23 protein-coding genes are annotated in these 25,237 nt (G+C 69.5%); 7 read left to right on the top strand and 16 right to left on the bottom strand.

Features of this window, described 5'->3' with window-relative positions; all coding sequences use genetic code 11:
* Nucleotides 1-123: 123 nt before the first annotated feature.
* Nucleotides 124-939, top strand: coding sequence for a lipopolysaccharide assembly protein LapB (locus D7V77_RS09980; RefSeq protein WP_120576028.1), 816 nt, complete (start codon nucleotides 124-126; stop codon nucleotides 937-939).
* Nucleotides 940-950: 11 nt separating this feature from the next.
* Nucleotides 951-2,327: a hemolysin family protein gene (locus tag D7V77_RS09975; protein WP_120576027.1), complete on the top strand. Its 1,377-nt coding sequence runs from the start codon at nucleotides 951-953 to the stop codon at nucleotides 2,325-2,327.
* A gap of 4 nt (nucleotides 2,328-2,331) precedes the next feature.
* Here the strand turns inward: D7V77_RS09975 and D7V77_RS09970 are convergent, their stop codons facing one another.
* Complete coding sequence (locus D7V77_RS09970; protein ID WP_233596786.1) at nucleotides 2,332-2,988, bottom strand: hypothetical protein; 657 nt, start codon at nucleotides 2,986-2,988, stop codon at nucleotides 2,332-2,334.
* Between the two features lie 360 nt (nucleotides 2,989-3,348).
* Here D7V77_RS09970 and smc point away from each other — a divergent pair, with 360 nt between their 5' ends.
* Nucleotides 3,349-6,957 (top strand): chromosome segregation protein SMC, encoded by a 3,609-nt coding sequence (gene smc, locus D7V77_RS09965; RefSeq protein ID WP_120576025.1) that lies wholly within the window; start codon nucleotides 3,349-3,351, stop codon nucleotides 6,955-6,957.
* 106 nt (nucleotides 6,958-7,063) lie between these two features.
* On the opposite strand, the gene D7V77_RS09960 is transcribed toward smc, so the two are convergent.
* The 6 genes from D7V77_RS09960 to groES form a co-directional block, all read right to left on the bottom strand.
* Nucleotides 7,064-8,272 (bottom strand): hypothetical protein, encoded by a 1,209-nt coding sequence (locus D7V77_RS09960; RefSeq protein ID WP_120576024.1) that lies wholly within the window; start codon nucleotides 8,270-8,272, stop codon nucleotides 7,064-7,066.
* A 47-nt stretch (nucleotides 8,273-8,319) separates the two neighbouring features.
* Nucleotides 8,320-9,702, bottom strand: a complete 1,383-nt coding sequence (locus D7V77_RS09955) for a sigma 54-interacting transcriptional regulator (RefSeq protein ID WP_120576023.1) — start codon at nucleotides 9,700-9,702, stop codon at nucleotides 8,320-8,322.
* A 201-nt stretch (nucleotides 9,703-9,903) separates the two neighbouring features.
* Nucleotides 9,904-10,329 carry a hypothetical protein gene (locus D7V77_RS09950; protein WP_120576022.1) on the bottom strand — a complete coding sequence of 142 codons (426 nt, stop codon included), beginning with the start codon at nucleotides 10,327-10,329 and terminating at the stop codon, nucleotides 9,904-9,906.
* 97 nt (nucleotides 10,330-10,426) lie between these two features.
* Nucleotides 10,427-10,684, bottom strand: coding sequence for a glutaredoxin 3 (grxC, locus tag D7V77_RS09945; protein ID WP_120564118.1), 258 nt, complete (start codon nucleotides 10,682-10,684; stop codon nucleotides 10,427-10,429).
* A gap of 168 nt (nucleotides 10,685-10,852) precedes the next feature.
* Complete coding sequence (gene groL, locus D7V77_RS09940) at nucleotides 10,853-12,508, bottom strand: chaperonin GroEL (protein ID WP_120576021.1); 1,656 nt, start codon at nucleotides 12,506-12,508, stop codon at nucleotides 10,853-10,855.
* Between the two features lie 47 nt (nucleotides 12,509-12,555).
* Nucleotides 12,556-12,846, bottom strand: a complete 291-nt coding sequence (groES, locus tag D7V77_RS09935; protein ID WP_014395362.1) for a co-chaperone GroES — start codon at nucleotides 12,844-12,846, stop codon at nucleotides 12,556-12,558.
* A 439-nt stretch (nucleotides 12,847-13,285) separates the two neighbouring features.
* Between groES and D7V77_RS09930 the strand changes: the two genes are divergently transcribed.
* From D7V77_RS09930 to D7V77_RS09920, 3 genes are read left to right on the top strand one after another with little or no spacing between them, the layout of a single operon-like run.
* Nucleotides 13,286-13,885, top strand: a complete 600-nt coding sequence (locus D7V77_RS09930; RefSeq protein ID WP_120576020.1) for a hypothetical protein — start codon at nucleotides 13,286-13,288, stop codon at nucleotides 13,883-13,885.
* On the top strand, nucleotides 13,875-14,546 hold the full coding sequence (locus D7V77_RS09925; protein WP_120576019.1) for a hypothetical protein: 672 nt from the start codon (nucleotides 13,875-13,877) through the stop codon (nucleotides 14,544-14,546). Before D7V77_RS09930 ends, D7V77_RS09925 begins: the two co-directional genes overlap by 11 nt.
* 38 nt (nucleotides 14,547-14,584) lie before the next feature.
* Complete coding sequence (locus D7V77_RS09920; protein ID WP_120576018.1) at nucleotides 14,585-15,061, top strand: NUDIX hydrolase; 477 nt, start codon at nucleotides 14,585-14,587, stop codon at nucleotides 15,059-15,061.
* A 9-nt stretch (nucleotides 15,062-15,070) separates the two neighbouring features.
* On the opposite strand, the gene rpoZ is transcribed toward D7V77_RS09920, so the two are convergent.
* Nucleotides 15,071-15,310, bottom strand: coding sequence for a DNA-directed RNA polymerase subunit omega (gene rpoZ / locus D7V77_RS09915; protein ID WP_120576017.1), 240 nt, complete (start codon nucleotides 15,308-15,310; stop codon nucleotides 15,071-15,073).
* A gap of 410 nt (nucleotides 15,311-15,720) precedes the next feature.
* On the opposite strand from rpoZ, the gene D7V77_RS09910 reads away from it, so the two are divergent.
* Entirely contained in the window at nucleotides 15,721-16,590 is an 870-nt protein-coding gene (locus tag D7V77_RS09910; protein WP_199733760.1) for an SDR family oxidoreductase, read from the top strand.
* Nucleotides 16,591-16,606: 16 nt separating this feature from the next.
* Here D7V77_RS09910 and D7V77_RS09905 read toward each other — a convergent pair whose 3' ends face one another.
* The 8 genes from D7V77_RS09905 to D7V77_RS09870 form a co-directional block, all read right to left on the bottom strand.
* Nucleotides 16,607-16,963, bottom strand: coding sequence for a DoxX family protein (locus tag D7V77_RS09905; RefSeq protein ID WP_120576016.1), 357 nt, complete (start codon nucleotides 16,961-16,963; stop codon nucleotides 16,607-16,609).
* A gap of 57 nt (nucleotides 16,964-17,020) precedes the next feature.
* Nucleotides 17,021-18,658 (bottom strand): phosphoglucomutase (alpha-D-glucose-1,6-bisphosphate-dependent), encoded by a 1,638-nt coding sequence (gene pgm / locus D7V77_RS09900; protein ID WP_120576015.1) that lies wholly within the window; start codon nucleotides 18,656-18,658, stop codon nucleotides 17,021-17,023.
* A gap of 142 nt (nucleotides 18,659-18,800) precedes the next feature.
* Entirely contained in the window at nucleotides 18,801-20,099 is a 1,299-nt protein-coding gene (locus tag D7V77_RS09895; protein WP_120576034.1) for an AmpG family muropeptide MFS transporter, read from the bottom strand.
* 122 nt (nucleotides 20,100-20,221) lie between these two features.
* Nucleotides 20,222-21,187, bottom strand: a complete 966-nt coding sequence (locus D7V77_RS09890; RefSeq protein ID WP_120576014.1) for a hypothetical protein — start codon at nucleotides 21,185-21,187, stop codon at nucleotides 20,222-20,224.
* Between the two features lie 11 nt (nucleotides 21,188-21,198).
* A complete protein-coding gene (locus D7V77_RS09885; RefSeq protein ID WP_233596785.1) occupies nucleotides 21,199-22,842 on the bottom strand; it encodes a caspase family protein in 1,644 nt (547 codons plus the stop codon).
* Entirely contained in the window at nucleotides 22,839-23,630 is a 792-nt protein-coding gene (locus D7V77_RS09880) for a DUF4384 domain-containing protein (RefSeq protein ID WP_120576013.1), read from the bottom strand. Before D7V77_RS09880 ends, D7V77_RS09885 begins: the two co-directional genes overlap by 4 nt.
* Complete coding sequence (locus tag D7V77_RS09875; RefSeq protein WP_233596784.1) at nucleotides 23,627-24,169, bottom strand: RNA polymerase sigma factor; 543 nt, start codon at nucleotides 24,167-24,169, stop codon at nucleotides 23,627-23,629. The genes D7V77_RS09880 and D7V77_RS09875 overlap by 4 nt, the downstream gene beginning before the upstream one ends.
* Before the next feature lie 28 nt (nucleotides 24,170-24,197).
* Nucleotides 24,198-25,196 carry a hypothetical protein gene (locus D7V77_RS09870; RefSeq protein ID WP_120576012.1) on the bottom strand — a complete coding sequence of 333 codons (999 nt, stop codon included), beginning with the start codon at nucleotides 25,194-25,196 and terminating at the stop codon, nucleotides 24,198-24,200.
* Nucleotides 25,197-25,237: the final 41 nt, after the last annotated feature.

Raw genomic sequence — 25,237 nt, 5'->3', positions numbered from 1 at the left:
GTCACGGGGCGGGGATGGCAGGCGGAAAGCGACAGCAGGAGCAGCAGGGCGGCGTGGCGCATGGGCAAGGGGAAACTCTACCTTGCACGGGGAAACGCGCGACGCGTAGATTGCCGCGCGCCCATGGCCCGGGAAAAGGACAACATCGCTCTGTCCGATGAGCACAACACCCGCGGCATCGAGCTGGCGGACCGGGGCTGGCTGGACGAGGCCGTCAAGGAGTTCAAGAAGGCCATCGACCTGGACCCCACGTCGGCGCACGCGCACGACAACCTGGCCACGGTCTACGCGGAGAAGAAGCAGTTCCGCGAGGCGCTGGGCGAGTACCTCACCGCGCTCAAGCTGGAGCCGGAGAGCGCCACCGCGCACTACAACCTGGCCTGCTTCCTCTCCACCCACGCCAGCGAGATGGCCGTGGAGGAGTACAAGGAAGCCATCGAGCTGGATCCGGAGTACCCGGACGCCCACTTGAACCTGGGGCTTACCTACGCGGACCAGGGGCGGGTGGAGGAGGCGATGCGGGAGCTGCAGGCCGCCATCGAGCTGGACCCGCAGGACGCCTTCCCCCGGCACGAGCTGGCGGCGCTGATGATGGATGAGGGGGACTACCGCTCCTCCATCACCCAGCTGAAGGAAGTGGTGCGGCTGGAGCCGGACAACTTCGAGGCGCAGCTGGACCTGGGCATCTGCTACGCCCAGAAGGGCTTCTACGCGGAAGCGGAGCGCGCCTACGAGCGCGCCCGGGCGCTCAACGCGGAAGACCTCCTGCTCAACTACAACCTGGCGGCGCTGTACGCGCTGTGGGGCCGTCCGAAGGACGCCGTCCAGTACCTGCAGAAGGCGCTGGCGGCGGACCGGCAGAAGGTCCTGGGGTGGCTGTCCGCGGACCCCATGTTCGACGTGCTCAAGGGCGATCCGGACTTCGAAGCCCTCTTCTGAGGGAATCACACATGGAATGGGTTTTCCTGGGGCTGGCGCTGCTGCTGGTCGTCGCGAACGGTTTCTTCGTGGCGACGGAGTTCGCCATCGTGAAGATCCGCGCCACGCGCCTGCAGTCCCTGGTGGACGAGGGCACGCCCGGCGCGTCCACGGCCCTGAAGATGGTGACCGAGCTGGACGCGTACCTGTCCGCCACGCAGTTCGGCATCACGCTCGCGTCGCTGGGCCTGGGCTGGCTGGGTGAGCCCGCGTTCGAACACCTGCTGCACCCGGTGGTGGAGAAGGTGCTGCCGGAGGCGATGGCGGCGAAGTACGGCTCCACCGCGGCGGGCATCATCGGCTTCAGCATCATCACGTTCCTGCACATCGTGATGGGGGAGCTGGCGCCCAAGAGCGTCGCCATCCAGCGCGCGGAGCAGACGACGCTCGCGGTGGCGCTGCCCATGCGCGCGTTCTACTTCCTCTTCTACCCGGCCATCCGGCTGCTCAACTGGCTGGCGGGGCTGGTGCTCAAGGCCTTCGGCCTGCACTCCGCCAGCGAGTCGCACGAGGCGACGAACGAGGACGAGCTGCGCGTCATCCTGCACAGCTCCGCGCAGGCCGGCGCCATCACCACGGCGCGGGCGGAGCTGCTGGAGCGCGCGCTGGAGATGGCGCAGAAGACGGCGCGGCAGGTGATGGTGCCCCGCAACCAGATGCGCTACCTGGACGTGGAGGAGGCGCTGGACAGGAACGTCATCGACGCGCGGGCGTCCGGGCACACGTGGCTGCCGGTGTGCCGGGGCAACCTCGACGAGGTCGAGGGCGTGGTGAACGTGAAGGACCTGTTCTTCCTCCTGTCGCGCGGCGAGCTGCGCAGCCTGTCCCAGGTGCAGCGCCCGGTGCTCTTCATCCCGGAGAACGCGACGCTGGAGCAGCTCCTGACGGAGTTCCGCCGCCGGCGCCGGCAGATCGCCATGGTGGTGGACGAGCACGGCGGCACGTCCGGGCTCGTGACCATCGCGGACGTGGTGGCGGAGGTGGTGGGCGACGTGGCGGAGCTGGGACGGCGCGTGGAGGAGGTCCGGGCGCTGCCGGGAGGCCGCTTCGAGCTGCCCGGCACCGCGCAGCTGGACGACCTGGAGGCCCAGCTGGACGTCACCTTCGACCTGAGCGACGACGAGAAGGGCGAGGTGACGACCATCGCCGGCTACCTGATGACGAAGCTGGGCCGGGTGCCGGAGAAGGGCGACAGCCTCAAGCTCGACATGTGGCGCATCCTCGTGGAGGAGGTGGACGGCCCCCGCGTGGTGCGCGTCACGGTGGAGCCGCAGTCGCGCCCCACGGCGGTGCCCAAGGACGGCAGCCGCCCCACGGAGCCGCCCGTGCCCTCCGGCGAGACGGGGTGAAGCGCTAGCTCTTGGTGGGCTTCACGGCCTTCTTCTTCGCGCCGCCCTGGATGGCCGCCGGCTTCACCTTGGCGTTCGGCCGGTCCACCTTGAGCAGCTCCAGGTTCGTCTCTCCGTCCGTGGTCAGCTTCACGATGCCCACGTCCGGCGCGAACCACATGAAGCTCTCCATGGAGCGCCCCTCCGAGCCGGGGCGGCTGGCGCGCGCCGTGGTGATGTTCTTGATCTTCAGCGCCTTGAAGGTGCCCGCCGCGACGGTGACCTCCTCCTCGCCCACCACCGTGGCCTCCTTGTCGAAGGTCGTGGCGATGATGGGGCGCAGGCCGCCCTTCCTGGCCGGCGGCTGGAGCTTCACCGACAGGCTGTTCTTCCAGGTGCCCCCGAGGACCATCACGGACGGCGCCGGCACGGCCGCGCCCTCCGCGTTCACGACTTGAACGTCCATGCCGGACGCGGACAGGAGCGTGCCCTCCAGGCCGCCCAGGCCCGTGCGCACGCCTTCGGAGTCGCAGGTCAGGTCCGTCTGGCCGCTGCGCCCCTTGAGGCTCACCGCCAGCGTGGCCTTCACCGTCCCGTCAGCGGCGGGGGCGACGTCCTTCGTCGCCAGCACCAGCTCCGACGAGCGGCCCGCCCGGTAGGTCAGCGACAGGCCTTCCTCCATGGGAAACCAGGGGTTCGGACAGGGGGCCGGCGCCGCCGCCACGACCATGTCAGACCGGGGTGCTACCTGGGACGTCGGGGACGCACCGACGAGGAGCGACATGGCGAGCAAGGGCTGAAACGTAGGACGCCTCCAGAAAGATCAAGAGGAAGGTAGGGTGGGTCGGTTGCTTTGCAAGGGTGGTGCAAGGCCGCTCGCACACCAACCTGTAGCACTGCACATAGGGTCATGCGTGGCATGGTCACGCTTGATCCGGGGCGGGGTGCGTTGGTACTCCTGCCAAACGCTGCGGAGCCGATTTTCCGGCCCCGCGCGCGTTTTCACCCCGTCTCACCGTCGGCCTGTAGGGAGCCCGCTGGCATGCGAATCAAGCGCCTGGACATCACCGGCTTCAAGTCGTTCATGGAGCGGAGCGTCTTCTCCTTCGACGAGGGCGTCACCGGGGTCGTCGGCCCCAATGGGTGTGGCAAATCCAACGTCGTGGACGCCATCCGCTGGGTGATGGGCGAGCAGAGCGCGAAGAACCTGCGCGGCCGCGGCATGGAAGACGTCATCTTCAACGGCTCGGAGAACAAGCCGCCCCTGTCCATGGCGGAGGTGTCGCTCACCTTCCTCGTGGACGACACGGACACGCTGGCGCCCCAGTACCAGGGCTTCAGCGAGATTACGGTGACGCGGCGCCTGTTCCGCAACGGCGACTCCGAGTACCTCATCAACAAGACGCTCTGCCGCCTGCTGGACATCACCGAGCTGTTCCTCGGCACGGGCGTGGGCACCAAGGCCTACTCCATCATCGAGCAGGGCCGCGTGGGCCTCATCGTCTCCAGCAAGCCGGAGGACCGCCGGCACCTGCTGGAAGAGGCCGCGGGCGTCACCAAGTACAAGGCCCGCCGCAAGGCCGCCGAGCGCAAGATGGAGGCCACCGAGGCCAACCTCCTGCGCGTCAACGACATCACGGGCGAGCTGGAGAAGCGGCTCGACACGCTGTCGCGCCAGGCGAAGAAGGCGGAGAAGTACCGCAAGCTCAAGGCGCGCATGCGGGAGATTGATTTGCACTCCACCAGCCACCGCTCGCTGGAGCTGATGGCGGAGAAGCGCGTGCTCCAGTCTCGCCTGGAGAACCTGGGCGGCGAGGAGCGCGAGGGCCTGGACAAGGTGAAGGAGCTGGAGGAGGTCATCACCCGGCGCCGCGCGGAGCTGGACGCGGAAGGGGCGGCCCTCCAGCAGTACGCCGGAGAGGTGCACGCGCTGGAGAGCGCCCTGCAGCGCGAGGCGCAGGAGCTGTCCTACGGCCGCCGCGACTTCGAGGAAACCGGCGCGCGCGTGGAGTCCGCGCAGGCGGAGCTGGACGCGCTGCTCGCGCGGCAGGCCGAAGTCGTGCGGACCATGACGGCCCGCGAGGCGGAGCTGTCGGGCATCGCCGGCTCGTACAAGGAAGACGAAGTGGCCATGGCGGTGGCCCTGGAGGAGCAGCGCCGCGTCTCCGTGCTCCAGACGGAAATCTCCCTGCGCCTGGAGCAGGAGCGGGCCGGGCTGGTCGCCGTGGCCACGCGCCTGGCGAACCACGAGAGCAACCTGGTCAATCTCGCGCGCCAGCGCACGGACCTGGAGGCGCGCCGCGCGAAGCTGGGCGGTGAGCTGGAGGCCCTGCGCGTCCAGGAGCAGGAGCTGGACACCGTGCGCACCCAGGCGGCCAGGCACGTGGAGGACACGCGCCACCTGGCCTCCGAATTGGCCGAGCGCCGGGGCCAGGAAGAAGAGGCCCTCACCCGCACGCGCGAGGCCTTCACGGAGAACGAGGTCCAGGTCATCGCGCTGCGCGAGGAGCTGAGCGACAAGCGCAGCCGCCTGTCCTCCCTGGAGGACATCCAGAAGAACTACGACGGCTTCGACCGGGGCGTGCGCGCCGTCATGGTGCGCGCCGCGGAGGCCGCTCGCGAGCAGGGCATCTTCGGCCTGGTGGCGGACGTCCTCACGGTGAATTCGGCGCGCTACGAGCGCGCGGTGGAGGCCGCCCTGGGCGAGCGGCTCCAGCACGTCATCGTGGACAGCCGCGAGAAGGGCGTGGAGCTGGTGGAGTACCTGAAGGGCCACGCGGAAGGGCGCGGCACCTTCCTGCCGGTGCCCTCCGGCGAGCAGGCCCGGGCGTACGTGGAGCCGGACCTCTCGCGCCCGGGCGTCCTGGCGCACGCGCTCAAGGAAGTGTCCTGCGAGCCCGCGCTGGAGCCGGTGCTCAAGCTGCTCCTGGGCGACGTGGTCATCGTCCAGGACATGGTCGCCGCGAGCGAGTACGCGGAAACCACCCCCGTGCCCGTCACGCTCGTCACGCTGGACGGCGAGGTGTTCCGCGCGGACGGCTCCATCACCGGCGGTGAGCGCGAGGGCGCGGCGGTGGGCGCGCTCCAGAAGAAGCGCGAAATCGCCGAGCTGGCGGCCGAAGTGGCCCGGGTGGAGGAGCGCTACAACGAGATTTTGACCCGCCACTACACGCTCCAGAAGCAGATGGGGCAGGCGGAGGCCGTCCTCAAGGGCCTGGGCAAGGAGCAGCACGCGGAGGAGGTCAACCTGGCCAGCCAGGAGAAGGACCTCCACAAGGCGAGCGAGGACCTGGCCCGGGTGCGCGAGCGGCTGCGCTCGCTGGAGGGCGAGGAGGGCCAGCTGTCGCAGAGCCACACCGCGCTCACCAACGAGGAGGAGTCCAGCCGCGGCGAGGTCGCCCACGGCCAGGCGGACCGCGAGGCGCGCGAGGAGCGCGTGCGCCAGTACGCCGGGGAGCTGGAGGGGCTGCGCCAGCGCGCGGACACCGCGTCCTCGAACCTGATGGGCCTGCGCGTGAAGGTGGCCGCCGGCAGCGAGCGCGGTGAGTCCGCGCGCAAGGAGCTGGAGAGCCTGGTGGCGCAGCGCCGGGACATGGAGTCGCGCGTCAGCCGCCTGCAGGCCACGGTGACGGACGGCCGCACCAAGGTGGAGCAGCTGCAGGGCCGGCTCGCGGAGCTGGAGTCCACCAAGGAGCAGCGGGCGGAGGAGCACCGCGTGGGCGCGGAGGCCCTGGAGGCCCGCCGCACCGCGCACACCACCGCCACCACGGAAGTGCGCGAGCAGGACACCTCCTTCCGCGAGCTGCGCGGCCGGCTGGACGAGCTCATGCAGGGCCTGTCGCAAATCACCCTGCGCGAGAAGGAGATTGGCCTGGAGCTGGAGCACCTGGCCGCCGGCATCCGCGAGCGCTACCAGCTGGAGCTGGCCACGGAGCTGCACAACTACCACCTGCTGGCGCCGCTCTCGCCGGAAGTGGAGAGCGAGCTCAAGGACCTGCGCGCGCAGGTGGAGAAGATGGGGGAGATCAACCTCACCGCCATCGACGAGCACGCGGAGCTGTCCAAGCGCTTCGAGTTCCTCTCCACCCAGCGTCAGGACCTCCTGGCGTCCATCAGCCAGCTGAAGGAAGCCATCGTCCGCATCGACGCGACGAGCCGCGAGCGCTTCAAGCAGACCTTCGACGTGGTGAACGACAAGTTCCAGGCCATCTTCCCGCGCCTGTTCGGCGGTGGCCGCGCCAGCCTCATCCTCACGCAGGAGGGCCCCAACGGTGAGCCGGGCGTGGAGATTGTCGCCCAGCCGCCGGGCAAGAAGCTCCAGAGCGTCAACCTGCTCTCCGGTGGCGAGAAGGCCCTCACCGCCGTGGCGCTCATCTTCGGCATCTTCCTCATCAAGCCCACCCCCTTCTGCCTCCTGGACGAGGTCGACGCCCCGCTGGATGAGGGCAACGTGGGCCGCTACAACGACATGGTGAAGGAGATGAGCAGCCAGTCGCAGTTCATCCTCATCACCCACAACAAGCGCACCATGGAGATCGCCGACACGCTCTACGGCGTCACCATGGAGGAGCCCGGCATCTCCAAGCTCGTCAGCGTGAAGATGCGCGAGGCCTCCGCGCACAATGACGACAAGGTCCCCGCCGCGTCTTAAGGGCGCGGGGCAGGGCAGGGCAGGGCTGGTCGCTGAAAAGAAGACGGGCGCCCCGGGATGTTCCCCGGAGCGCCCGTTGTCATTTCAGCGGCTCAACGTCGAAGGACTACTTCTTCTTCGCCGGCGCGTAGCTCTTCTTCGGGCAGGCGCCCTGGTCCGCGGCCAGACGCTGCTGGGCGGCGGAGAGGTCCTTCTGGGTGTTGGCCAGGGCCTCCTGGCTGGCGGTCTCCACCGGGGCCCAGTCTTCCTTCTGGGCCTTGAGCTGCTGCACCAGCGTCAGGGTCGTCTGGTCCACCGTCTCCTGCGCCTTGAGCGCGTCCACCCACTTGCCGGCGGAGTCCACCAGCGCTTGGCACTTGGAGGACAGCTCGTCGAAGAGCTTGTAGTCCTTCGTCTTGGTGTACTTCTGAACGACGGCGTCATACGTGTCCGCCGCGTTGGTGCGCGCGCCGAAGGCGATGGCGGACGCGGCGGCCGTCTGGGTGCGCGCCAGCTCCAGCTGGAAGAAGCGCAGCTCCGGCGGCATGGTCGTGGAGGCCTCCACCGGGGCCTGCGAGTTGAAGAACACGAAGCGGAAGGGGAACTTCAGCTCGCCCGTCGTCGTCGCGGGCATGGCGGCGATCTTCGCCTGCATGCAGGACGCCAGCTGGTCGCCTTCCGTGCTGCCGGAGGGCTTGAAGACGACCTCCGTCGGGTTGGGCTGACCCTTCACGATGTGGATGTCGGCGGCCAGCACCGGCGGCGTGGACGCCTTGAAGCCGGCGAAGCAGTCACACCAGCTCTTCTGGGCCAGGCGCACCGTGCCGGAGAAGTCCGAGCCCTCGTTGATGCCCATGGTGACGGAGGGGTTGTTGGCGGTGGCGTGGTCGTACTCGTACGAGGCCTCCACCGGCTTCGCGTCCGCCGCCAGCGCCGCGGGCTTCACGTGCGTGTCCAGCACCTGCTGGATGCAGGCCGTGCCGGCCGGGGTGAGGTTCTCACCGGAGACGGCGTGCGTGGCGCCCTGCGCGTTGACGGTGGACTTCACCATCACCTTGGTGCTGGCCGCGGGGCCGCGGTTGGCGGGGTCCACCAGGCACTCCAGCACGTCCGGACGGACGCTCAGGAGCGCGCCCACGAGGACACCCTCGTTGGCGGGGGTGGGCAGGGTCTGCTCGTGCGGGAAGCAGGTCGCCAGGTCGAAGGGGGGCTGGTTGGTGATGCGCAGCCGCTCTTCCTTGGTCATCTGCTTCTGACCTTCGGTGGCTTCGGTCTTCTGCTGGCCGGCACAGGCGGCGGTGAGGATGACGGAGGCGACGGCGAGACGCTTCAGCATGGTGAGGCTTTCTCCCGGTTGGGGTGATTGGGACTGCGGTCGGGCGCTCACTTCTCCAGGCCCTCGGCGTTCTTGAGGTCCTTGAGGCGGAGCCCGTTCTTCTTCAACAGGCGGTAGAGGCTCTGCATGGACAGGCCGGTGCGCTGCTCCGCGGCCTTCATGTCGAAGGCCACCTCGCGCATGACTTCCGCGAAGTACAGCCGCTCGAAGTCCGCGAGCACCCGGTCCTTCGCTTCGTGGTACGGCATGCCGGTGACGATGGCGGCCACGTTGGTGGCGGGCTCCGTGCCTTCCGTGAGCTTGGGCGCGTGCGCCAGGAAGTCCAGCCAGCTGGTGTTGCCCGTCTCCTGCATCAGCGCGCCGCGCTCCAGCACGTTGCGCAGCTCGCGCACGTTGCCCGGCCAGTCGTAGCCCTCGAAGAGGGCCAGCGTCTGCGGCGTCAGCTCCAGCGCGGCCTTCATGCCGCGCGACAGGGCCTGCGACAGCGTGGGGATGTCGTCGCGGCGGGTGCGCAGGGGCGGCAGCTTCACGCGCGCCACCGCGAGCCGGAAGTAGAGGTCCGCGCGGAAGCGGCCCTGGCGCACGTCCTCCTCCAGGTTGCGGTGCGTGGAGGCGATGACGCGCACGTCCACCGCCACCGGCTGCCCGTCCAGCGACGGCACCTCGCGCGTCTCCAGCACGCGCAAGAGCTTGCCCTGCACGGACATGGGCAGCTCGCCCACCTCGTCCAGGAAGAGGGTGCCGCCGCGCGCCGCCTCGAAGATGCCGCGCGCGCCCTTGTCCTCGTTCTCCCCGGCGCGCAGCCCGCCGAACAGCTCGCGCTCCGCCTTCTCCTCGGAGATGAGGTTGCAGTCCACGACCTTGAAGGCGCCGTGGCGGCGCAGCGAGTGCTGGTGCACCGCCCGCGCGGCCAGCTCCTTGCCCGTGCCCGTCTCACCCTCGACGAGCAGGTTCATGTCCTCGCGAGCGATGCGGCGCAGCTCCGTGAAGACCCAGCGCATCTTCTCCGAGCTGCCCACGAGCTGCCCGAAGGACTCCGCGCCGGCGACCTCCACCTCCGTCGCGCGGGCGGCCACCTTCACCACCAGCTTCGTCTTGCCCAGCTCCACCTTGTCGCCGCTGGCGACGAAGGCCTGGATGATGCGGCGCCCGTCCAGGAACGTGCCGTTGCGGCTGCCGGTGTCGCGCAGCAGCAGCCCCTGCGGCAGCCGCTCCACCTCCAGGTGACGGCGGCTCACCGTCGGGTCGCTCAGCACCAGGTCGCCCGCGGCGTCGGAGCCCGCGCGCACCAGCGAGTCCCGGGTGGTGACCTTCTTGCCCTTGTCCGGACCGCCCACCACCTCCACCGTCCACTCGTGAAGGGGGACGCGGGTGGCCTGGGCCTCGCGCTCCGCGTGGACGGTTTCGGTGACATCCGGTCTGTCAATCATGGTCACGGACCCCTGGTCGCAACGGGGCGTGGGGGGCAAAAACACCCCTCGTCGCCCTCAATCCCGCCTCTTTAGGGGGGACTGCACACAGGGGGCAAGTGGAACAAGTAGACGCGGAAACGTCCGTTGAAGATGAAGACAGAAGGGGCCCGGCCGCCCCAACCAGGGACGTCGGGCCTGCCCTCCGGATTTCCCCCCGCCTCAGTACTTCGAGGGTGCGTCGCTCGCGGGGAACGACTCCTTGGACTGCTCGTCCACTTCGTCGTCGCCGGGGCTTCCGCCGGAGCGCACGCTCGCGTTGGTGGGGCCCTTCACCTCGCGCGTCGGCACCTCCGCGTTCGTCCTGCGCTTCGTGCTCTTGGGCTCCGCGCCCGACGTGGCCGCACGGCCCGTGCCGGCCTGCGCGTTCACCATGCGCGTGCCCAGCAGGTTCTTGGCGCGCTCGGCCAGGTTGCGCTGCTCGTCCTGCCAGTCGCGGAAGAGCTGCGCCAGCTCCTGGTCCCCCGCGGCCTCCGCGTCGCGCAGGTACTGCGCGCTCACCGACGCGCCCTTGAGCAGGTGGTAGAGCGTGCTGATGAGGTCGTGGTGTTCATCCCGGGTCCCCGTGACTTCCTGTCCGCCCGCCATGGTGTTCCTCCCGTGAAAGGGGTGAGTGCCTTGGCGAAGAAGGTAGGCACGGGGAACGCGGGTGGCGTCCGGGCACGGGGCCCGGCCGCCTGGCTGCTCAAGCGTGGAGCATGGGGTCCAGCTTGCCCTCGCGGTCGAGCGCGGCCATGTCGGAGTAGCCGCCCACGTGCGTGTCGCCGATGAAGATCTGCGGCACGGTGCGCTGACCGCCGCTCATCTCCACCAGCTTCGTGCGGGCGTCGTCGTCTCCGGTGACGTCCACCTCTTCGTAGGCCACGCCCTTGCGCTTGAGCAGGTCCTTCGCGCGCACACAAAAGCCACAGTAGGTCGTCGTGTAGATCTTCACGGGCTTCATGGAATTCCTCCTGGCTCTCTTGATGCCAAACCTAAGGGGCCGTTGCACGGGTGGCCACGGGCCTTCCCTTGTGCCTGGTCCCTGAAAACACGACGGCCCCCGGAACCCTGGTGGGCGCCGGAGGCCATCAAGTCCATCCCCTGGACTGCTTGGGGACGGGTGGGGCGACTACATGCCCATGCCGCCCATACCGCCCATGCCACCCATTCCGCCCATGCCACCACCGCCGCCGCCGCCCTTGTCGTCGTCCGCCTTCGGGCGCTCGGCGACCATGGCCTCCGTGGTGAGCATCAGCGAGGCGACCGACGCCGCGTTCTGCAGCGCGGTGCGGCTCACCTTGGCCGGGTCGATGACGCCCGCGGCCAGCAGGTCCTCGTAGACGCCCGTGGCGGCGTTGAAGCCGAAGGGACCCGTGCCCTCCTTGACCTTGTTCACCACCACGCTGCCCTCCAGGCCGCCGTTGCCGACGATCTGACGCAGCGGCTCCTCGACGGAGCGACGGATGATGTCCACGCCGGACTTCTCACCGTCGGCGACCTTCAGGGTGTCCAGGGCCTTGAGGCAGCGGATGTACGCCACGCCGCCGCCAGGAACGACGCCCTCTTCCACGGCCGCGCGGGTCGCGTTGAGCGCGTCTTCCACGCGGGCCTTCTTCTCCTTCATCTCCGTCTCGGTCGCGGCGCCCACGTTGATGACGGCCACGCCGCCCACGAGCTTCGCGAGGCGCTCCTGGAGCTTCTCACGGTCGTAGTCGCTGGATGTCTCCTCGACCTGGGCGCGGATCTGCTTCACGCGCGCCTCGATCTCCGACTGGCTGCCCGCGCCGTCGACGACCGTGGTGTTGTCCTTGTCGATGGTGACGCGCTTCGCGCGGCCCAGGTCCTGGAGCGTCAGCGTGTCCAGCTTGATGCCCAGGTCCTCGGCGATCATCCGGCCGCCGGTGAGGACCGCGATGTCCTCCAGCATGGCCTTGCGGCGGTCGCCGAAGCCCGGCGCCTTCACCGCCGCCACGTTCAGCACGCCGCGGATCTTGTTCACCACCAGGGTGGCCAGGGCCTCGCCCTCGACCTCCTCGGCGATGATCAGCAGGGGCTTACCGGCGCGCGCCACCTGCTCCAGGATGGGGAGCAGGTCCTTCATCGACGAGATCTTCTTCTCGTGGATGAGGATGAGGGGGTCGTTCAGCACGACCTCCATGCGCTCCGGATCCGTCACGAAGTACGGGGACAGGTAGCCGCGGTCGAACTGCATGCCCTCGACGACGTCCAGGGTGGTGTCCAGGCCCTTGGCCTCTTCCACCGTGATGACGCCCTCCTTGCCGACCTTCTCCATCGCGTCCGCGATGATCTGGCCGATGGTGGTGTCACCGTTCGCGGAGATGGTGCCAACCTGGGCGATCTCCTTGTTGCCCTTGGTCGGCTTCGCCAGCGTCTTCAGCTCGGCGATGATGGCGGCGACGGCCTTGTCGATGCCGCGCTTGATGTCCATCGGGTTGTGGCCCGCGGCGACCAGCTTCGCGCCCTCGCGGAAGATGGCCTGCGCCAGCACGGTGGCCGTGGTGGTGCCGTCACCCGCGACGTCAGACGTCTTGGAGGCGACCTCCTTGACCATCTGGGCGCCCATGTTCTCGAACTTGTTCTCCAGTTCGATTTCCTTCGCCACCGTCACGCCGTCCTTCGTGATGGTGGGGGAGCCGAAGCTCTTCTCGATGACGACGTTGCGGCCCTTGGGCCCCAGGGTCACCTTGACCGCGTCGGCCAGGATGTTCACGCCGCGCAGGATCGCGTCACGCGCGCGCACTTCGAAAATGATGTCTTTCGCCATGGTCTGAAACCTCTAGAAGTTGTGAGTGGGAAGACGAACGGCGGGCTTCACTTCTCGATGATGCCCAGCACGTCCTCTTCGCGGAGGATCAGGTGATCCTCGCCGTCCAGCTTGATCTCCGTGCCCGCGTACTTGCTGAAGAGGATGGTGTCGCCGGCCTTGATGTCCATGGCGCGCACCTTGCCGTCCTCCAGCACCTTGCCGTTACCGACGGCGATCACCTTGCCCTCGAGCGGCTTCTCCTTCGCCGTGTCGGGGATGAAGAGGCCGCCCTTGGTCTTGTTCTCCTCGGCGACGCGCTTGATGATGAGCCGATCCTGCAGGGGACGAATCTTCATGGCTTGCTCCTGTGAATCGCGGCTGCCGGAGGCGGACGGAAGGTCCGGACCGGGATGCCGCAGGGGTGATTGAAAGGTCCTGTGGGCCCCGGCGTTGGCACTCGCACCTACTGAGTGCTAACGCCCAGGCGCGGCGGATAATAACCAGGGACTTCACCTCGTCAAGCGACGTCGGGACATCTGTCCGGATGCCGCTAAACTCCCGTCCTGATTGGGCTTTTCCGAAAAACATTCCCACCTGTCACACCTGCCCGCCAGGCCGTGTGGGGTGTCCGGACGTTGGCACTCGCCCCGGGCGAGTGCCAGCGTAAGTGCTTGATAAGACTTGGGTCTGTTTTGCTAACGCCTTGCGACATGGCTACGCTTGTCGGAAGCGTGTCCTGGAAGGTCCGGGCGCCGGCCCGGAGGCCTTTCAGGCTTCATCCGGGAGGTGTGCTCGATGAGCGGACTGGTGACGTCCTCTTCCTCGCTGAAGGAGTTCTTCCGGGAGCTCCTCTTGGAGGTCGCGGCCCGGCAGCGGGTGGCGCTGGGCGAGTCCACCGAGTTCTACCTGGTGAACCTGCTGGCGGAGTTCGCGGCCACGGACAAGCTGTTCGTCCGTGACGCGGAGGGCCGGCGGGACCACGAGCCGCTGGCGGAGCTGTACCACCGCTCGCTGCAGCAGGAGCGCGAGGAGCGCATCCGCACGCTGCGGCGGCTGGGCGACGTGTCGCTCTACAAGGTCGGCTTCTTCTCCGGCGCGCTGCAGCAGGGGATGGTGGGTCCGGACTACTACATCCAGATGGGCGGCGCGGCCTACGGGCAGGTGGCGGAGCTGGTGCCCGCGGGCGGCTTCACCGGCGTGTACCGCGAGCTGTGCGACAAGTTCCGCTCGCTCGTGGAGGTGCTGGAGGAGATCAGCGCGCGCGGCCTGGTGAGCGCGGGGCCCGCGGGCGCGCTGCGCGTCTACGAGTCCTGGGTGCGCACGGGCAACGACAAGCTGGAGCGCGTGCTGGTGGACGCGGGCTGGATCCCGCGCAAGGGGCCACTTGCCAACTGACGCCGGGGACTTCCCGCTCGTGGGGCGCCTCCAGGCCCACCTGGAGGCCATCTACGGCTTCAAATGCGAGGCCCGCGCGGAGGCCTTCGTGGTCGTGGACGCGGAGGTCGCCGCGCTCCTGGGCGGCACCGGGCGCGCGCCGGAGGAGCTGCTGGTGCTGGAGGCCCGAGGCGAACTGGAGGTGGCGCTCTACCTGGACCCCGGCCTGCGCGAGCGCATGGAGCGCTACGCGAGCAGCCCCCTGGGCTCCGTGCTGGAGGGCGACCTGGACGGGTACTGCCAGGTGACCGAAGGGGTCAGCCACTTCCTCTACGTCGCGCACACGGCGCACTACGAGCGCACGGTGTCGCTGCTGGAGCTGGAGGCCCAGGCGGAGGTGGACAAGTTCGTCGTGTGTCTCATGCACCGCTGGGGTGAAGGCGTGGCCGGGTGGGCGCGGGAGCTGTTGGGGCGTCTCTTCGACCAGGTCGCGTACCAGCCCCTGCTGTCCGTGGAGGAGCGCTGGCGTTACGAGGAGGCGAACCGGCTGTCCCGGCGCTTCTGCGCGCGGCTCATGGGGCATGTCCTGAGCCGGCGGTTGGACCGGCTCCTCGGCGACCTGCGTTATGCCTACCGGTTGGGGGCGGAGGCCAAGCTGCGCCACTTCGCGCACGGCGGTTGAGGGTCCCGGCCGCCGCCTGCATCGGGTAGGGTGGAGGCATGCCGCGCGAGGCGTCCTCAGGAGGCATTGTCATCCGCTTCCAGGACGGGGCCTGGGAGGTCGCCGTCATCCGTCCGCACGGGCGTCACCTGTGGGCGCTGCCCAAGGGCCACGTGGACCCCGGCGAGACGCCGGAGCAGACCGCGCGGCGCGAGGTGAAGGAGGAGACGGGCCTCACCGCCGTGGCGCTGCTCGCGCCCCTGGGGGAGATCCGCTACGTCTACCAGTTCCGGGGGCAGCGCATCTTCAAGCGCGTCCACTTCTTCCTCTTCCGCTACGAGGCGGGAGAGCTGGGGCCGCTGCCGGGGCCGCGCGTGGAGGTGGACGAGGTGCGCTGGATGCCGCTCGAGGGGCTGATTCCGGCGCTGGGCTACAAGGGTGAGAAGGCCGTCGCCGGCCGGGCGCTGCGGTGGATGCGCGCCCAGGGCCTGGCGCCCGGGGCTCCTCCCCCCATGGAGGGGAAGGAGCCGGGGTAGGTCGGAAGGCTACTTCTTGCCTTCTTCGCCCACGTACTTGCCGGACAGCGCCTCGCGCACGTCGCGGTCGAACTTCACGCGCTGGGTGGCGACCTCGCGCAGGGCGAGCACGGGCGGCTTGTTCTTCGAGGTCTCGATGATGGGCCGGGCGCCGGCCATCAGCTGGCGCGCGCGCTTGGCGCCCAGGAGCACCAGCGCGAACCGGTTGTCCACGTAGGGAAGGCAGTCTTCAACGGTAACGCGGGCCATGGAACATCCTTCTTGGCTCTGACTGAGCCGGTGGAAGCCTCTCAACCTAAAGAGCGGGTTCGGATCAGTCAAGGAAGGATGGCGGGCCAGAAGCTCCACCGGGGGCCTGGCCAGGCACCGCCTCCCTGCCCGCCCTCCACCCCCTGCCGTGTGCTCGGCAGCCGACCATCCCACACACGAGGTGTTGGCTGACGTACGCTTCATTCTCAACTTCCGGAATTTGAGAGCGAAGGCCGCAACGGATCAAAACGGGTGCGTTTTCACGAGTAGGGAATGGGACGCCAGAGTGGGTCTAAATCACCCCGTCGCCGGCCGGTTTCCGGGGTGGCGGGTGGGTGGGAGGAGTTCCGCATGAGCGCAGGAGCGTCGTCTGGCGCCGGCCGGGTCCGGCGGGTTGCGGAGGGTTGGCCGTGGTGAGTGGGCCGGTGCTCGTCACGGGGCCCACGGGCAACGTGGGGCGTGCGGTGGTGCGCGCGCTCCTGGCCGAAGGGGTGGCGGTGCGCGCGGCGGTGAAGTCGCCGGAGCACACGGTGTCGCTGCTCAAGGAGATGGACGGGGACGTGATGCCGACGCCGCTGGACTTCCTGCGGCCGGAGACGTTCCTCCCCGCGCTGGAGGGCGTGCGGGGCGTGTTCCTGATGCATCCGCCCGCCATCGCCCACGCGGAAGGGACGCTCAACGCGTTCATCGACGCGGCCGCCACGCAGGGCGTGAAGCAGGTGGTGTTCCTGTCCATGGCGGGTGCGGAGACGCGCGCGTGGGCGCCGCACCACGCGGTGGAGGAGCACCTGATGCGCTCCAGCGTCGGGTGGACGCTGCTGCGCCCGGCGTTCTTCGCGCAGAACCTGGGAGACGCGTACCGCGAGGACATCCGCCAGGACGGCCGGCTCTACATGCCCGCGGGCCACGGCAAGGTGGCCTTCGTGGACGTGCGCGACGTGGGAGAGGTGGCGGCGCGGGCGCTCCTGGACACGTCGTTGCGCAACCGCGCCTTCACGCTCACCGGCCTGGAGGCGGTGTCGTTCGAGGAAGTCGCGTCCGTGCTGTCGGAGGTGCTGGGCCGGCCCATCCGCTACGTGCCCGCGTCGGTGCCCGGCTACGTGCGCCACCTGCACCAGCGCCGGCTGTCATGGGGCCAGCTGGGCATGCAGACGCTGATGCACGTGGGGCTTCGCTTCGGGAAGGCGGAGCAGGTGGACCCCACGCTCACCTACCTGCTGGGCCGTCCCACGCGCACGGTGCGCCAGTACATCGAGGACCACGCGCCGCTCTGGCGCTGACGAGGCTCCGGCGTGCTCAGACGTACCAGAGCGCCCAGGCGATGAGCACGACCTGGAGCGGCAGCCGCGCCCAGAGCATGCCCCGGGGAATCTTCCGGAACTGCTCCGGGTGCTGGGCCATGTAGATGTTCGCGGGGAACACCGCCACGAACAGCGCGACCAGGCCCCAGGCCGCGAGCCGCGTGGTGGCGGGCACCAGCAGGAAGATGCCCAGCAGCACCTCCGCCACGCCGCTCAGCAGCACCAGCTCCCGGGGCCGGGGCAGGTACGGCGGCATGATGCGCATGTACATGCGGGGCTTGAGGAAGTGGTTCACCCCCGCCACGACCATGAACAGCGCGAGCACGTACTGAAGGATGGTTTTGACGTCCATGGGCGGTGGGGCTCCTCGCGCGGCATCGAAGCCCGCGCGAGGCGCCTGAGTCCACGCCTACTTTCCGGCGAACGCCTCCGAGACGATGGCGCGCGCCTCCTGGACGATGGCGTCCAGGTGCGCCTGGTCGCGGAAGCTCTCCGCGTAGATTTTGTACACATCCTCCGTGCCGGACGGACGCGCGGCGAACCAGCCATTCTCCGTCGTCACCTTGAGGCCGCCCAGGTCCGCGTTGTTGCCCGGCGCGCGCGTGAGGCGCTGGAGGATGGGCTCGCCCGCGAGCGACGTGGCCTTCACCGCCTCCGGCGACAGCTTCTTCAGCGCCGCCTTCTGCGCGGACGTGGCCGGCTGGTCGATGCGCGTGTACAGCGGCGCGCCGAACTTCTTCGCCAGCTCCTGGTAGTGCTCGCCGGGGTCCTTGCCGGTGCGCGCGAGGATTTCCGCCGCGAGCAGGTCCAGGATGATGCCGTCCTTGTCCGTGGTCCACACGGTGCCGTCCTTGCGCAGGAAGGACGCGCCCGCGCTCTCCTCGCCGCCGAAGCCCAGCGAGCCGTCCAGGAGCCCGTCCACGAACCACTTGAAGCCCACCGGCACCTCCACCACGCGGCGGCCCAGGTCCTTGCCCACGCGGTCGATGAGGCTGCTGCTCACCAGCGTCTTGCCCACCGCCGCGTCCGCCTTCCAGCCCGGGCGGTTGCGGAAGAGGTAGTTGATGGCGACCGCGAGGTAGTGGTTCGGGTTCATCAGCCCCATGCTGCGGGTGACGATGCCGTGGCGGTCGGAGTCCGTGTCGTTGCCGAACGCGAGCGCGTACTGGTCCTTGAGCTTCACCAGGTTCGCCATCGCGTACGGCGACGAGCAGTCCATGCGGATCTTCCCGTCATGGTCCGCGGGCATGAAGCCGAAGGTGGGGTCCACGGTGGGGTTCACCACCGTGAGGTCCAGGCCGTACTTTCGAGCGATCGGCTCCCAGTACTGGAGGTTGGAGCCGCCCAGCGGATCCGCGCCCAGCTTCAGCTTCGCGCCCCGGATGACGTCCAGGTCCACCACGTTCGCCAGGTCCGCCACGTACGGGGTGATGAAGTCGTAGGGCTTCACCGTGGCGCTCGCGCGCGCCTTCTCGTAGGGGACGCGCTGCACGCCCTTGTTGCCCGAGGCCATCAGCTCGTTGGCGCGCTTCTCCACCAGCGACGTGACGTTGGTGTCGGCGGGGCCGCCGTTGGGCGGGTTGTACTTGATGCCTCCGTCCTCCGGCGGGTTGTGGGACGGGGTGATGACGATGCCGTCCGCGAGCCCGCTCGTGCGGCCCCGGTTGTACGTGAGGATGGCGTGGGAGATGACCGGCGTGGGCGTGGCGCCGTCCGTGTAGCGGACCTCCACGCCGTGGGCGGCCAGCACCTCCAGCGTGGTGCGCTGGGCGGGCTCGGAGAGGGCGTGCGTGTCCATGCCCATGAAGAGTGGGCCGTCATAGCCCTGCTGCTTGCGGTACTCGCACAGGGCCTGTGCCACCGCGAGGATGTGCGCCTCGTTGAAGCTCCGGCGCGCGGCGCTGCCCCGGTGACCGGAGGTGCCGAAGGCCACGCGCTGCTCGGCCACGGACGCGTCGGGCGTGTCGTCGTAGTACTGCGCGCGCAGCTTCTCGGGATTGATCAGCAGGTCGCGCGAAAGGGGCTTGCCAGCGGAGGGGTGGGCCATGTCGAGGCAACCCTAGCCGCGCGCGCTCTGGGAGGGGAGCCCAAGTCGTGGCCCTGTCGCGCGCCTCACCCGTCTTGACGCGCTCCGTCCAGTAGCGGGCGGGGCGCGGGCTGTCGGGACGGGGAGGCGTGTCCGGAAGCTGTCAGCGCGCCACGGCGACGGAGGCCGCGGAAGACGACGCGGGCGGGATGGATTCGGGCGCGGGAGGCTCGTCCTCCTTCGGCTGGGCGGCGTTCTCCGGCAGGAACGTCAGCAGCACCAGCGCGGGGATGGCCGCCGCGGCGGTGAAGGCGAAGAAGGTGGGCCAGCCCATCCACGTGGCCAGGTAGCCGGACACGGAACCGATGAGCCGGTTGGCGATGGTGCCCAGGGCGGACAGCAGCGCGTACTGCGTGGCGCTGAAGCTCTTGTGGCACAGCGACATGATGAAGGCCGCGAACGCCGTGACGCCCAGGCCCGTGCACACGTTGTCCACGGCGATGGTTGCCGCGAGCATCAGGTCGTTCTTGCCCACCAGCGCCAGGGCCATGAAGGCCAGGTTGGTAAGGCCCTGCGCGGCGCCGAAGATGAAGAGCGCGCGGCGCATGCTGAGCTTCACCATCAGCACGCCGCCCAGCAGTCCGCCGCCGATGGTGGCCAGCATGCCCAACGTCTTGCTGAGCGCGCCAATCTCCGTGTTGGAGAAACCCAGCTCGATGTAGAACGGCGTCACCATGCTGGCGGCGATGGCATCCCCCAGCTTGTAGAGCACCAGGAACGCGAGCACTCCCAGCGCGTACTCGCGGCGGAAGTAGTCCACGAAGGGCCGCACCACCGCGTCCGCCAGGTTGCGCGGAGGCCGCACGCTCTGGGGCTCCGGGGCCAGCAGCGTGGCCACCACGCCCACGCCCATGAGCACGCCCATCACGTAGTACGTCTGGGACCAGCCCAGGTGGTCCGACAGGATGAACGCGAGCCCGCCCGCCACGAGCATGCCCAGCCGGTAGCCGGTGACGTACAGCGAGTTGCCCAGCCCGCGCTCCTCCAGGGTGAGGATGTCCGTGCGCCACGCGTCCGCGACGATGTCCTGGCTGGCGGACAGGAACGTCACCACCACCGCCATGCATGCCATGGCCATCGGGGTGTCCTTCGGGTTCACCAGGCCCATGGCGGCGATGGCGCCCATGAGCAGCACCTGCGTGAGCAGCATCCAGCCGCGCCGCCGGCCCAGGAAGGGCAGGGTGTAGCGGTCCATCAGCGGCGCCCACAGCACCTTGAAGGTGTAGGGCAGCGCCACCAGGCTGAAGATGCCAATCGTCTTGAGATTGACCCCCTCGTTCTTCATCCACGCGGACAGCGTGACGCCGGTCAGCCACAGGGGGAGGCCGGACGCGAAGCCGACGGCCATCAGGAGCCAGATGCGCCGGCTCTTCAAGACGGTGAGAAGCGAGGAGTTGGGCATGGGGGCGCGGGAAACCGCCGCCAGCATAGAGAATCCACCCCGCGCGTCACCTTCCAAGGGGCCGGGACTGTCCGCCCGGCTGCTGTCCGGCCCTAAGCCCGGGCGAAGCGCGGGCGGCCTCTTCAGGGTTTCGGGTCCAGCGCGGACACGTCCGGACAGGTGCGGCGGTCGCCCTCGGTGGGGGTGATGAAGTCCCAGTTGCGCTGCATGAAGGTGATGCGCGTCCGGGCGTCCCAGCACTCCGTGTACTGCGCGCCCTTCGCGTCCCCGTCCAGGATGTTGAGCACCAGCACGCCCCGGCCATCCGGCGTCCAGCGCGCCAGGATGTCCAGCGTCTCCAGGAGCCCGCCAGGAATCAGGTCCGTGTTCGGCAACCGGAACGCCATCTCCCCCAGGCCCTCGGGCGTCTGACGCGACGCATAGCGGGTGTTCGGGGTCGCGGCGCCCGCGCCGGTGAAGAGCAGCTCCACGCGCGTGGGCAGTGCCCGGGTCTGGTAGTCGATGTCCAGCCGGTCCACGGTCTTCGCGTCCCCCGTGTCGAAGCCGTGCGCGCGGGCCGCCTTGAGGTCCAGCGCGAGCGTGCCGGTCCCCTTGCGGATGCCTCCGTCCGCCTTGAAGGTGCCGGGCAGGTAGGTCCACCACGTGTCCTCGCCACCGCCCTGGGGACGGAACTGGAGGAGGTACGCGAAGGATGCGCCCTGGCGCTCCATCACGAAGCGCAGCTCGTGGCCCGGGTGGTCGTCCGAGGGGAAGGGGCCCCAGATGCGCTGGTCGGTTTCGCGCGTGGTGGGCGGGGCGTTGCGGAACAGCTCCAGCAGGGCGAGCAGGCCGTCCACGCTGGTGTTGAACTGCGTGCCCGCCGCATAGGCCTGAAGCGCGAGAGGCGATGTGCCGCCCAGCACCTGCGACGCGCTCAGCCGTTGGGCCTGAGTGCCCAGGCCCTGGCCGGAGCGGGCGGTGTCCGGCAGCTTCGCGGCCAGATCCTCGCGCTGGGGCAGGGCGTTCTGGAACTCCAGGTCGTCGTTGGAGAAGTCGCCGCCGCACGCGACCGCGAGGAGACAGGGGAGGGCCAGGGCAAAGGTTCGCATCACGTGCTCCCTCATGGCTGGTACGTGAGGAGCGCGGCGAGTTCCCAGAACCCCAGGGAGCGCTGCGCGTCGACGGTGTATTGGAGGTACTGCAGGCGGCTGCGCGCGGTGAGGTTCAGCTTGCGCGTGAGCTGGAATCTCGCGCCCGTCGCCAGGCCCGGAGACACCATGGCGAAGCGTTGGTCCGGGAACGCCGCGTCGTCGAACTTGCGGCCCATGATGAGGTACGCGACGCGCACGCCTACGAAGGGGGCGAAGCGGCCCACGGGCCATTCGGCGGTGAGGCTGGTGCCCACGTTCACCACGGAGTAGCGGTACGCCGGGCCCGCCAGCGTGGGCAGTGACAGCACGCCATTCGTGCCGCCCACCGCTGCGTCGAAGCCCCAGACCCAGTCGCGGCGGAAGTAGTCGTGCAGCTCGGCCTCCGCGCCGAAGAGGGGCACGGAGAGGAAGAGGGACTGGCGCGTCTGGGGGTCGAAGAAGGACTGGAAGCCGCCGGTGAGGCCGAACGCCCACCACGCGCCCTTGTCCAGCATCGCCCCCTTCACGGGGTCGTCGGAGAAGGGCGCGTCCTTGAAGCGCGGCTCCTGCAGGATGGTCGTGCGTCCACGCGCGACTTCCACTTCGCCAATGCGCAGCCGGTCACTGAGCCGGCGCTTCACGCGGTAGGTGCCGGGGGCCAGGGCCACGCGGCGCTCGGTATCCACGGCCTTGTCCAGCTCCGCGACCACGAGGCCGCCCGGATCCACGAAGTAGTAGGAGCCCGCGGGGGCGTTGCCGGGGACGACCAGTCCTTCGGCGCTCGCGCGCAGGTCGGTGAGGACCAGGTCTCCGTTGCCAGCGAGGTCGTAGCTGAACGTGGGGTGCTGCGGGCCCGCGCTGCTGTCGGCCGTGTCCGCGACGGTGCGGGCGTAGGCGTGCGAATACGCCTCGAAGAGCGTCACGCGTCCGTCGCCGCTGCGGTCCGCGTCTCCCAGAAGGCCACTGGCCAGGTGATGGGAGAAGTAGCTGCCGCCCAGCGTGTCCGACTCCTGCGAGTCCTCGTCCGCGGAGCTGGAGGTGAGGATGACGACGCCCCGCGCATCGCGTGCCGCGCCGGACTCCACATCGAAGGCCGGGGACTTGCGAGCGCCCTTGGTGCGGGTGAGCGCGCCGGAGCGGCAGGAGTCGAGGATGGCGATGCGGATGTCCACGGGTGCGTCGGCCAGCCGGCGCTTGAGCGCGTCGAAGGCGAGCCGCGAATCACCCAGCCGCAGTGCGCCGTCCTTCGCGTGGCCGGAGTAGTAGACGAACAGCGCGGTGCGCTCGCCGCGAGCCTGGGCCGCGCGGGCCCGTTGCTCCAGCTCCGACAGCGCGACGAGGAAGTCCTTCGCGTCGTCATCAAGGAGGAGCTTCGCGTCGGCCGGGGACACTCCGCCCAGCCGCGTGAGCAGGTCGTGCATCTTGCGCGCATCGTCGCGCGCGTAGCTCAAGGGCCGCGTGTCCGCTCCGCCCGTGTCGTTGCCCGCGATGAGCGCGAAGCGGTGCAGCGTGTCCGCGTGCGCGGCGGTGGAGGCCAGCACCAGCGCGGGAATCGACGCCCGCATCGCCGAGCCCAGGGCCCGTGCCCAGGCCGCCACGGGAGCGAGCACCTGTCTCACGGGGCCGTCGCTCATGGCTTCAGCAAGATCCACTGCGTCTGCGCGCCCGCCACGTCCAGCGGCGCCATGCGCGTGACGTCCCGGCCCGCCGCGACGAAGGACTTCCGGGCCGCGTCGCTCAGCGCATCCATGGACACGGGCGCGTCCGTCAGCACCAGCACCACGCGCTCCGCACCCGCGCCGGTGAACTCCACGCTCTCCGGCAGCCAGTGCTGTCCCGCGCCCGGCTCCACCGCGAGGCTGTCCCCGGACTCCGGATACAGCGGCGTCACCTCGCCCTGCGTATCCACCGACAGCGCCGCCACGTAGCGGAACGCGTCCGCCGTGTAGCCCAGCCGCACACGCTCACCGGGTTGCAACGCCTCCGGCGCCTCCGTGCTCGCCACCCGCTGCGGATCCACGCCTCCACCGATTCGCAGCTCCGCGCCCGCGCCGCCCTTGATGCGATTGCCCGCGACGGGCGGTGGGATGGGATCCGTCCTCCCTCCGGTCTCCAGCAGCGGACGCGCGAGTACCAGCACCATCACGGACGCCGCCACCGCCATCAGCGGCCGGACCCATTGCGAGCGCGTCGCCGGCTCTTTCGAAGAAGCCTGCCTCGCGCGGGCCCGCTCCACTCCGGCCTCGAAACCTTCGAAGGGCACGTCCGCCTCGAACGCGGCCTGCGCATCCGCGAAGGACTTCAGCGTCGAGCCACACGCCTCGCACGCCTCCGCATGCTCCCGGACGCGGTTCGCCTCGTGGGTGGGCAGCTCACCGGCGTGCAGGCGGCGCAATGTCCAGTTCGACTCGTGCGCGCTCATCGGACGCTCAGCTCCTCTCCACCCAGCTCCGCGAATTGCTCCAGCCGCTTGCGCACCGTGGGCACCGAACGCCCCAGCACCGCGGCCACCTCTTCCAGCGTCATCCCATCCACGTGGTAGTGGATCGCCGCCGCCTGCGTCTCCGCGTCCACCCGGGCCAGCAGCTTGCGCACCAGGTCGCGCGTCTCCATCGCCTCCGCGCCGCCATGGCCCTCCGAACGGGCCGCCTCGTCCCGCGCGAACCACTTCCTCCACGCCGCCCCTTCCGAGCGCAGCTGGTTGAGGCAGTGGTGCGTGGCGATCTTCATCAGCCACGTCAGCGGAGACGCCTCCGCCCGGAACGACTCCCCGTGCACGAGCGCGCGGGCGAAGACGTCATGCATCGCGTCCTCCGCCCGGCTCGCGTCCTTCAGCAGGTAGCGGCAGCGCTCACGCACGCTGCCGCCGTACTTCACATACAGCTCGCGCAGGACGGCCCGCCGGTCCTCGTTGGGACGGGGAGGCACCACCTTCAGGGCCAGCGGGGTCGGTCCGGTCACGCGCGGCGCAAGCCTACCGCGACCCGGCTCACAGCGACGAGTACACCGCCGCCGAGAACCCGCCGCAGGCCGCCTCCGCCTCGCCGTAGCCCAGGCGCGGGTCCAGGCTGACGCGGAAGTAGGTGCTGAGGAAGTTCGTGTCCCAGCACTCGTTCAGCGTGGCCTCGCCCACCAGGTCGCCCCCCGTCACCTTGATGTCCGAGCGGCCCGCCCCCGTCGCAGTCCAGCGGCTCTTGATGGACAGCTTCTCCAGCTTCGCGCGCAGCGGGTCACCGTTGTCGATGTCCTCGTTCGTCGCGAACTCGAACTCGCCGCCCGCCGTCGCGGACGCCTTGTAGTGGTAGGTCCCGTCCACGCGCTTGTTGGCGTCCTTCTCGTCACGCACCTGGTGGAAGTCCGCGTCCACCGTGGCCTCCGCGGAGGCGCTCGGGCGCGCGTAGCGGATCTCCACCGTGCCCACGTTGTCGTCGGCATCCGGCAGGGTGTGCGCCGCGTCCCAGTCGATGAACAGCTCGCCGGAGCCGTAGCCCTTCACGCGCTCGCCGTCCGCGTCCACCGCCACCTGCTGCGCGCCGGACAGCACCGCGCGGAAGGCGCTGTCCTCCTCGCCCTTCGCCTTGCCCTCGAGCACCCAGGAGAACGACGCCTCCCCCGACTTCGTCACCGTCAGCCGCCACGTGGTGGGACTCAGCGCCTCCGTGCTCGGGCCCCACACCGCCTTGTTCTCCTCCAGCGTCGTCGGCGGATACTTGGAGATCTGCTCGATGAGGTTGAGCACCCACAGCGTGCCGCCGTTCACCGCCACCGTGGCGTTCACCGTCGCCTGGTAGTACTCCGCCTTCTGCCCCTGGCCGTACTGCGCGGAAGGGCCGGCCGCCGTCAGGCCCTGGCCGTTCGCCTTCGGCGCCTTCACCTGCGTCATCTCCTTGGAGGGCAGGCCGTCACGGAACGTGTCCGCGTCGTTGCTCCCGGCGTCGTTGCAGCCCACGAACAACAGGGAGGCACACAGCAGGCTCTTGCGCAGCATGGTCGGGCGTCCTTTCAGGGCCCGTCTCGTGCGGGCCGTGC

It is taken from the genome of Corallococcus sp. CA041A (assembly GCF_003612075.1).
GTDB lineage: Bacteria > Myxococcota > Myxococcia > Myxococcales > Myxococcaceae > Corallococcus > Corallococcus exiguus.
Note: the sequence above shows the minus strand (reverse complement) of the source record. Positions and strands in the feature narration are given on the sequence as shown.

Coding starts and splice junctions, on each gene's coding strand:
- D7V77_RS09980 (WP_120576028.1), top strand. CDS start 124: ATGGCCCGGGAAAAGGACAACATCGCTCTGTCCGATGAGCACAACACC.
- D7V77_RS09975 (WP_120576027.1), top strand. CDS start 951: ATGGAATGGGTTTTCCTGGGGCTGGCGCTGCTGCTGGTCGTCGCGAAC.
- D7V77_RS09970 (WP_233596786.1), bottom strand. CDS start 2,988: ATGGAGGAAGGCCTGTCGCTGACCTACCGGGCGGGCCGCTCGTCGGAG.
- smc (WP_120576025.1), top strand. CDS start 3,349: ATGCGAATCAAGCGCCTGGACATCACCGGCTTCAAGTCGTTCATGGAG.
- D7V77_RS09960 (WP_120576024.1), bottom strand. CDS start 8,272: ATGCTGAAGCGTCTCGCCGTCGCCTCCGTCATCCTCACCGCCGCCTGT.
- D7V77_RS09955 (WP_120576023.1), bottom strand. CDS start 9,702: ATGATTGACAGACCGGATGTCACCGAAACCGTCCACGCGGAGCGCGAG.
- D7V77_RS09950 (WP_120576022.1), bottom strand. CDS start 10,329: ATGGCGGGCGGACAGGAAGTCACGGGGACCCGGGATGAACACCACGAC.
- grxC (WP_120564118.1), bottom strand. CDS start 10,684: ATGAAGCCCGTGAAGATCTACACGACGACCTACTGTGGCTTTTGTGTG.
- groL (WP_120576021.1), bottom strand. CDS start 12,508: ATGGCGAAAGACATCATTTTCGAAGTGCGCGCGCGTGACGCGATCCTG.
- groES (WP_014395362.1), bottom strand. CDS start 12,846: ATGAAGATTCGTCCCCTGCAGGATCGGCTCATCATCAAGCGCGTCGCC.
- D7V77_RS09930 (WP_120576020.1), top strand. CDS start 13,286: ATGAGCGGACTGGTGACGTCCTCTTCCTCGCTGAAGGAGTTCTTCCGG.
- D7V77_RS09920 (WP_120576018.1), top strand. CDS start 14,585: ATGCCGCGCGAGGCGTCCTCAGGAGGCATTGTCATCCGCTTCCAGGAC.
- rpoZ (WP_120576017.1), bottom strand. CDS start 15,310: ATGGCCCGCGTTACCGTTGAAGACTGCCTTCCCTACGTGGACAACCGG.
- D7V77_RS09905 (WP_120576016.1), bottom strand. CDS start 16,963: ATGGACGTCAAAACCATCCTTCAGTACGTGCTCGCGCTGTTCATGGTC.
- pgm (WP_120576015.1), bottom strand. CDS start 18,658: ATGGCCCACCCCTCCGCTGGCAAGCCCCTTTCGCGCGACCTGCTGATC.
- D7V77_RS09895 (WP_120576034.1), bottom strand. CDS start 20,099: ATGCCCAACTCCTCGCTTCTCACCGTCTTGAAGAGCCGGCGCATCTGG.
- D7V77_RS09890 (WP_120576014.1), bottom strand. CDS start 21,187: ATGCGAACCTTTGCCCTGGCCCTCCCCTGTCTCCTCGCGGTCGCGTGC.
- D7V77_RS09885 (WP_233596785.1), bottom strand. CDS start 22,842: ATGAGCGACGGCCCCGTGAGACAGGTGCTCGCTCCCGTGGCGGCCTGG.
- D7V77_RS09880 (WP_120576013.1), bottom strand. CDS start 23,630: ATGAGCGCGCACGAGTCGAACTGGACATTGCGCCGCCTGCACGCCGGT.
- D7V77_RS09870 (WP_120576012.1), bottom strand. CDS start 25,196: ATGCTGCGCAAGAGCCTGCTGTGTGCCTCCCTGTTGTTCGTGGGCTGC.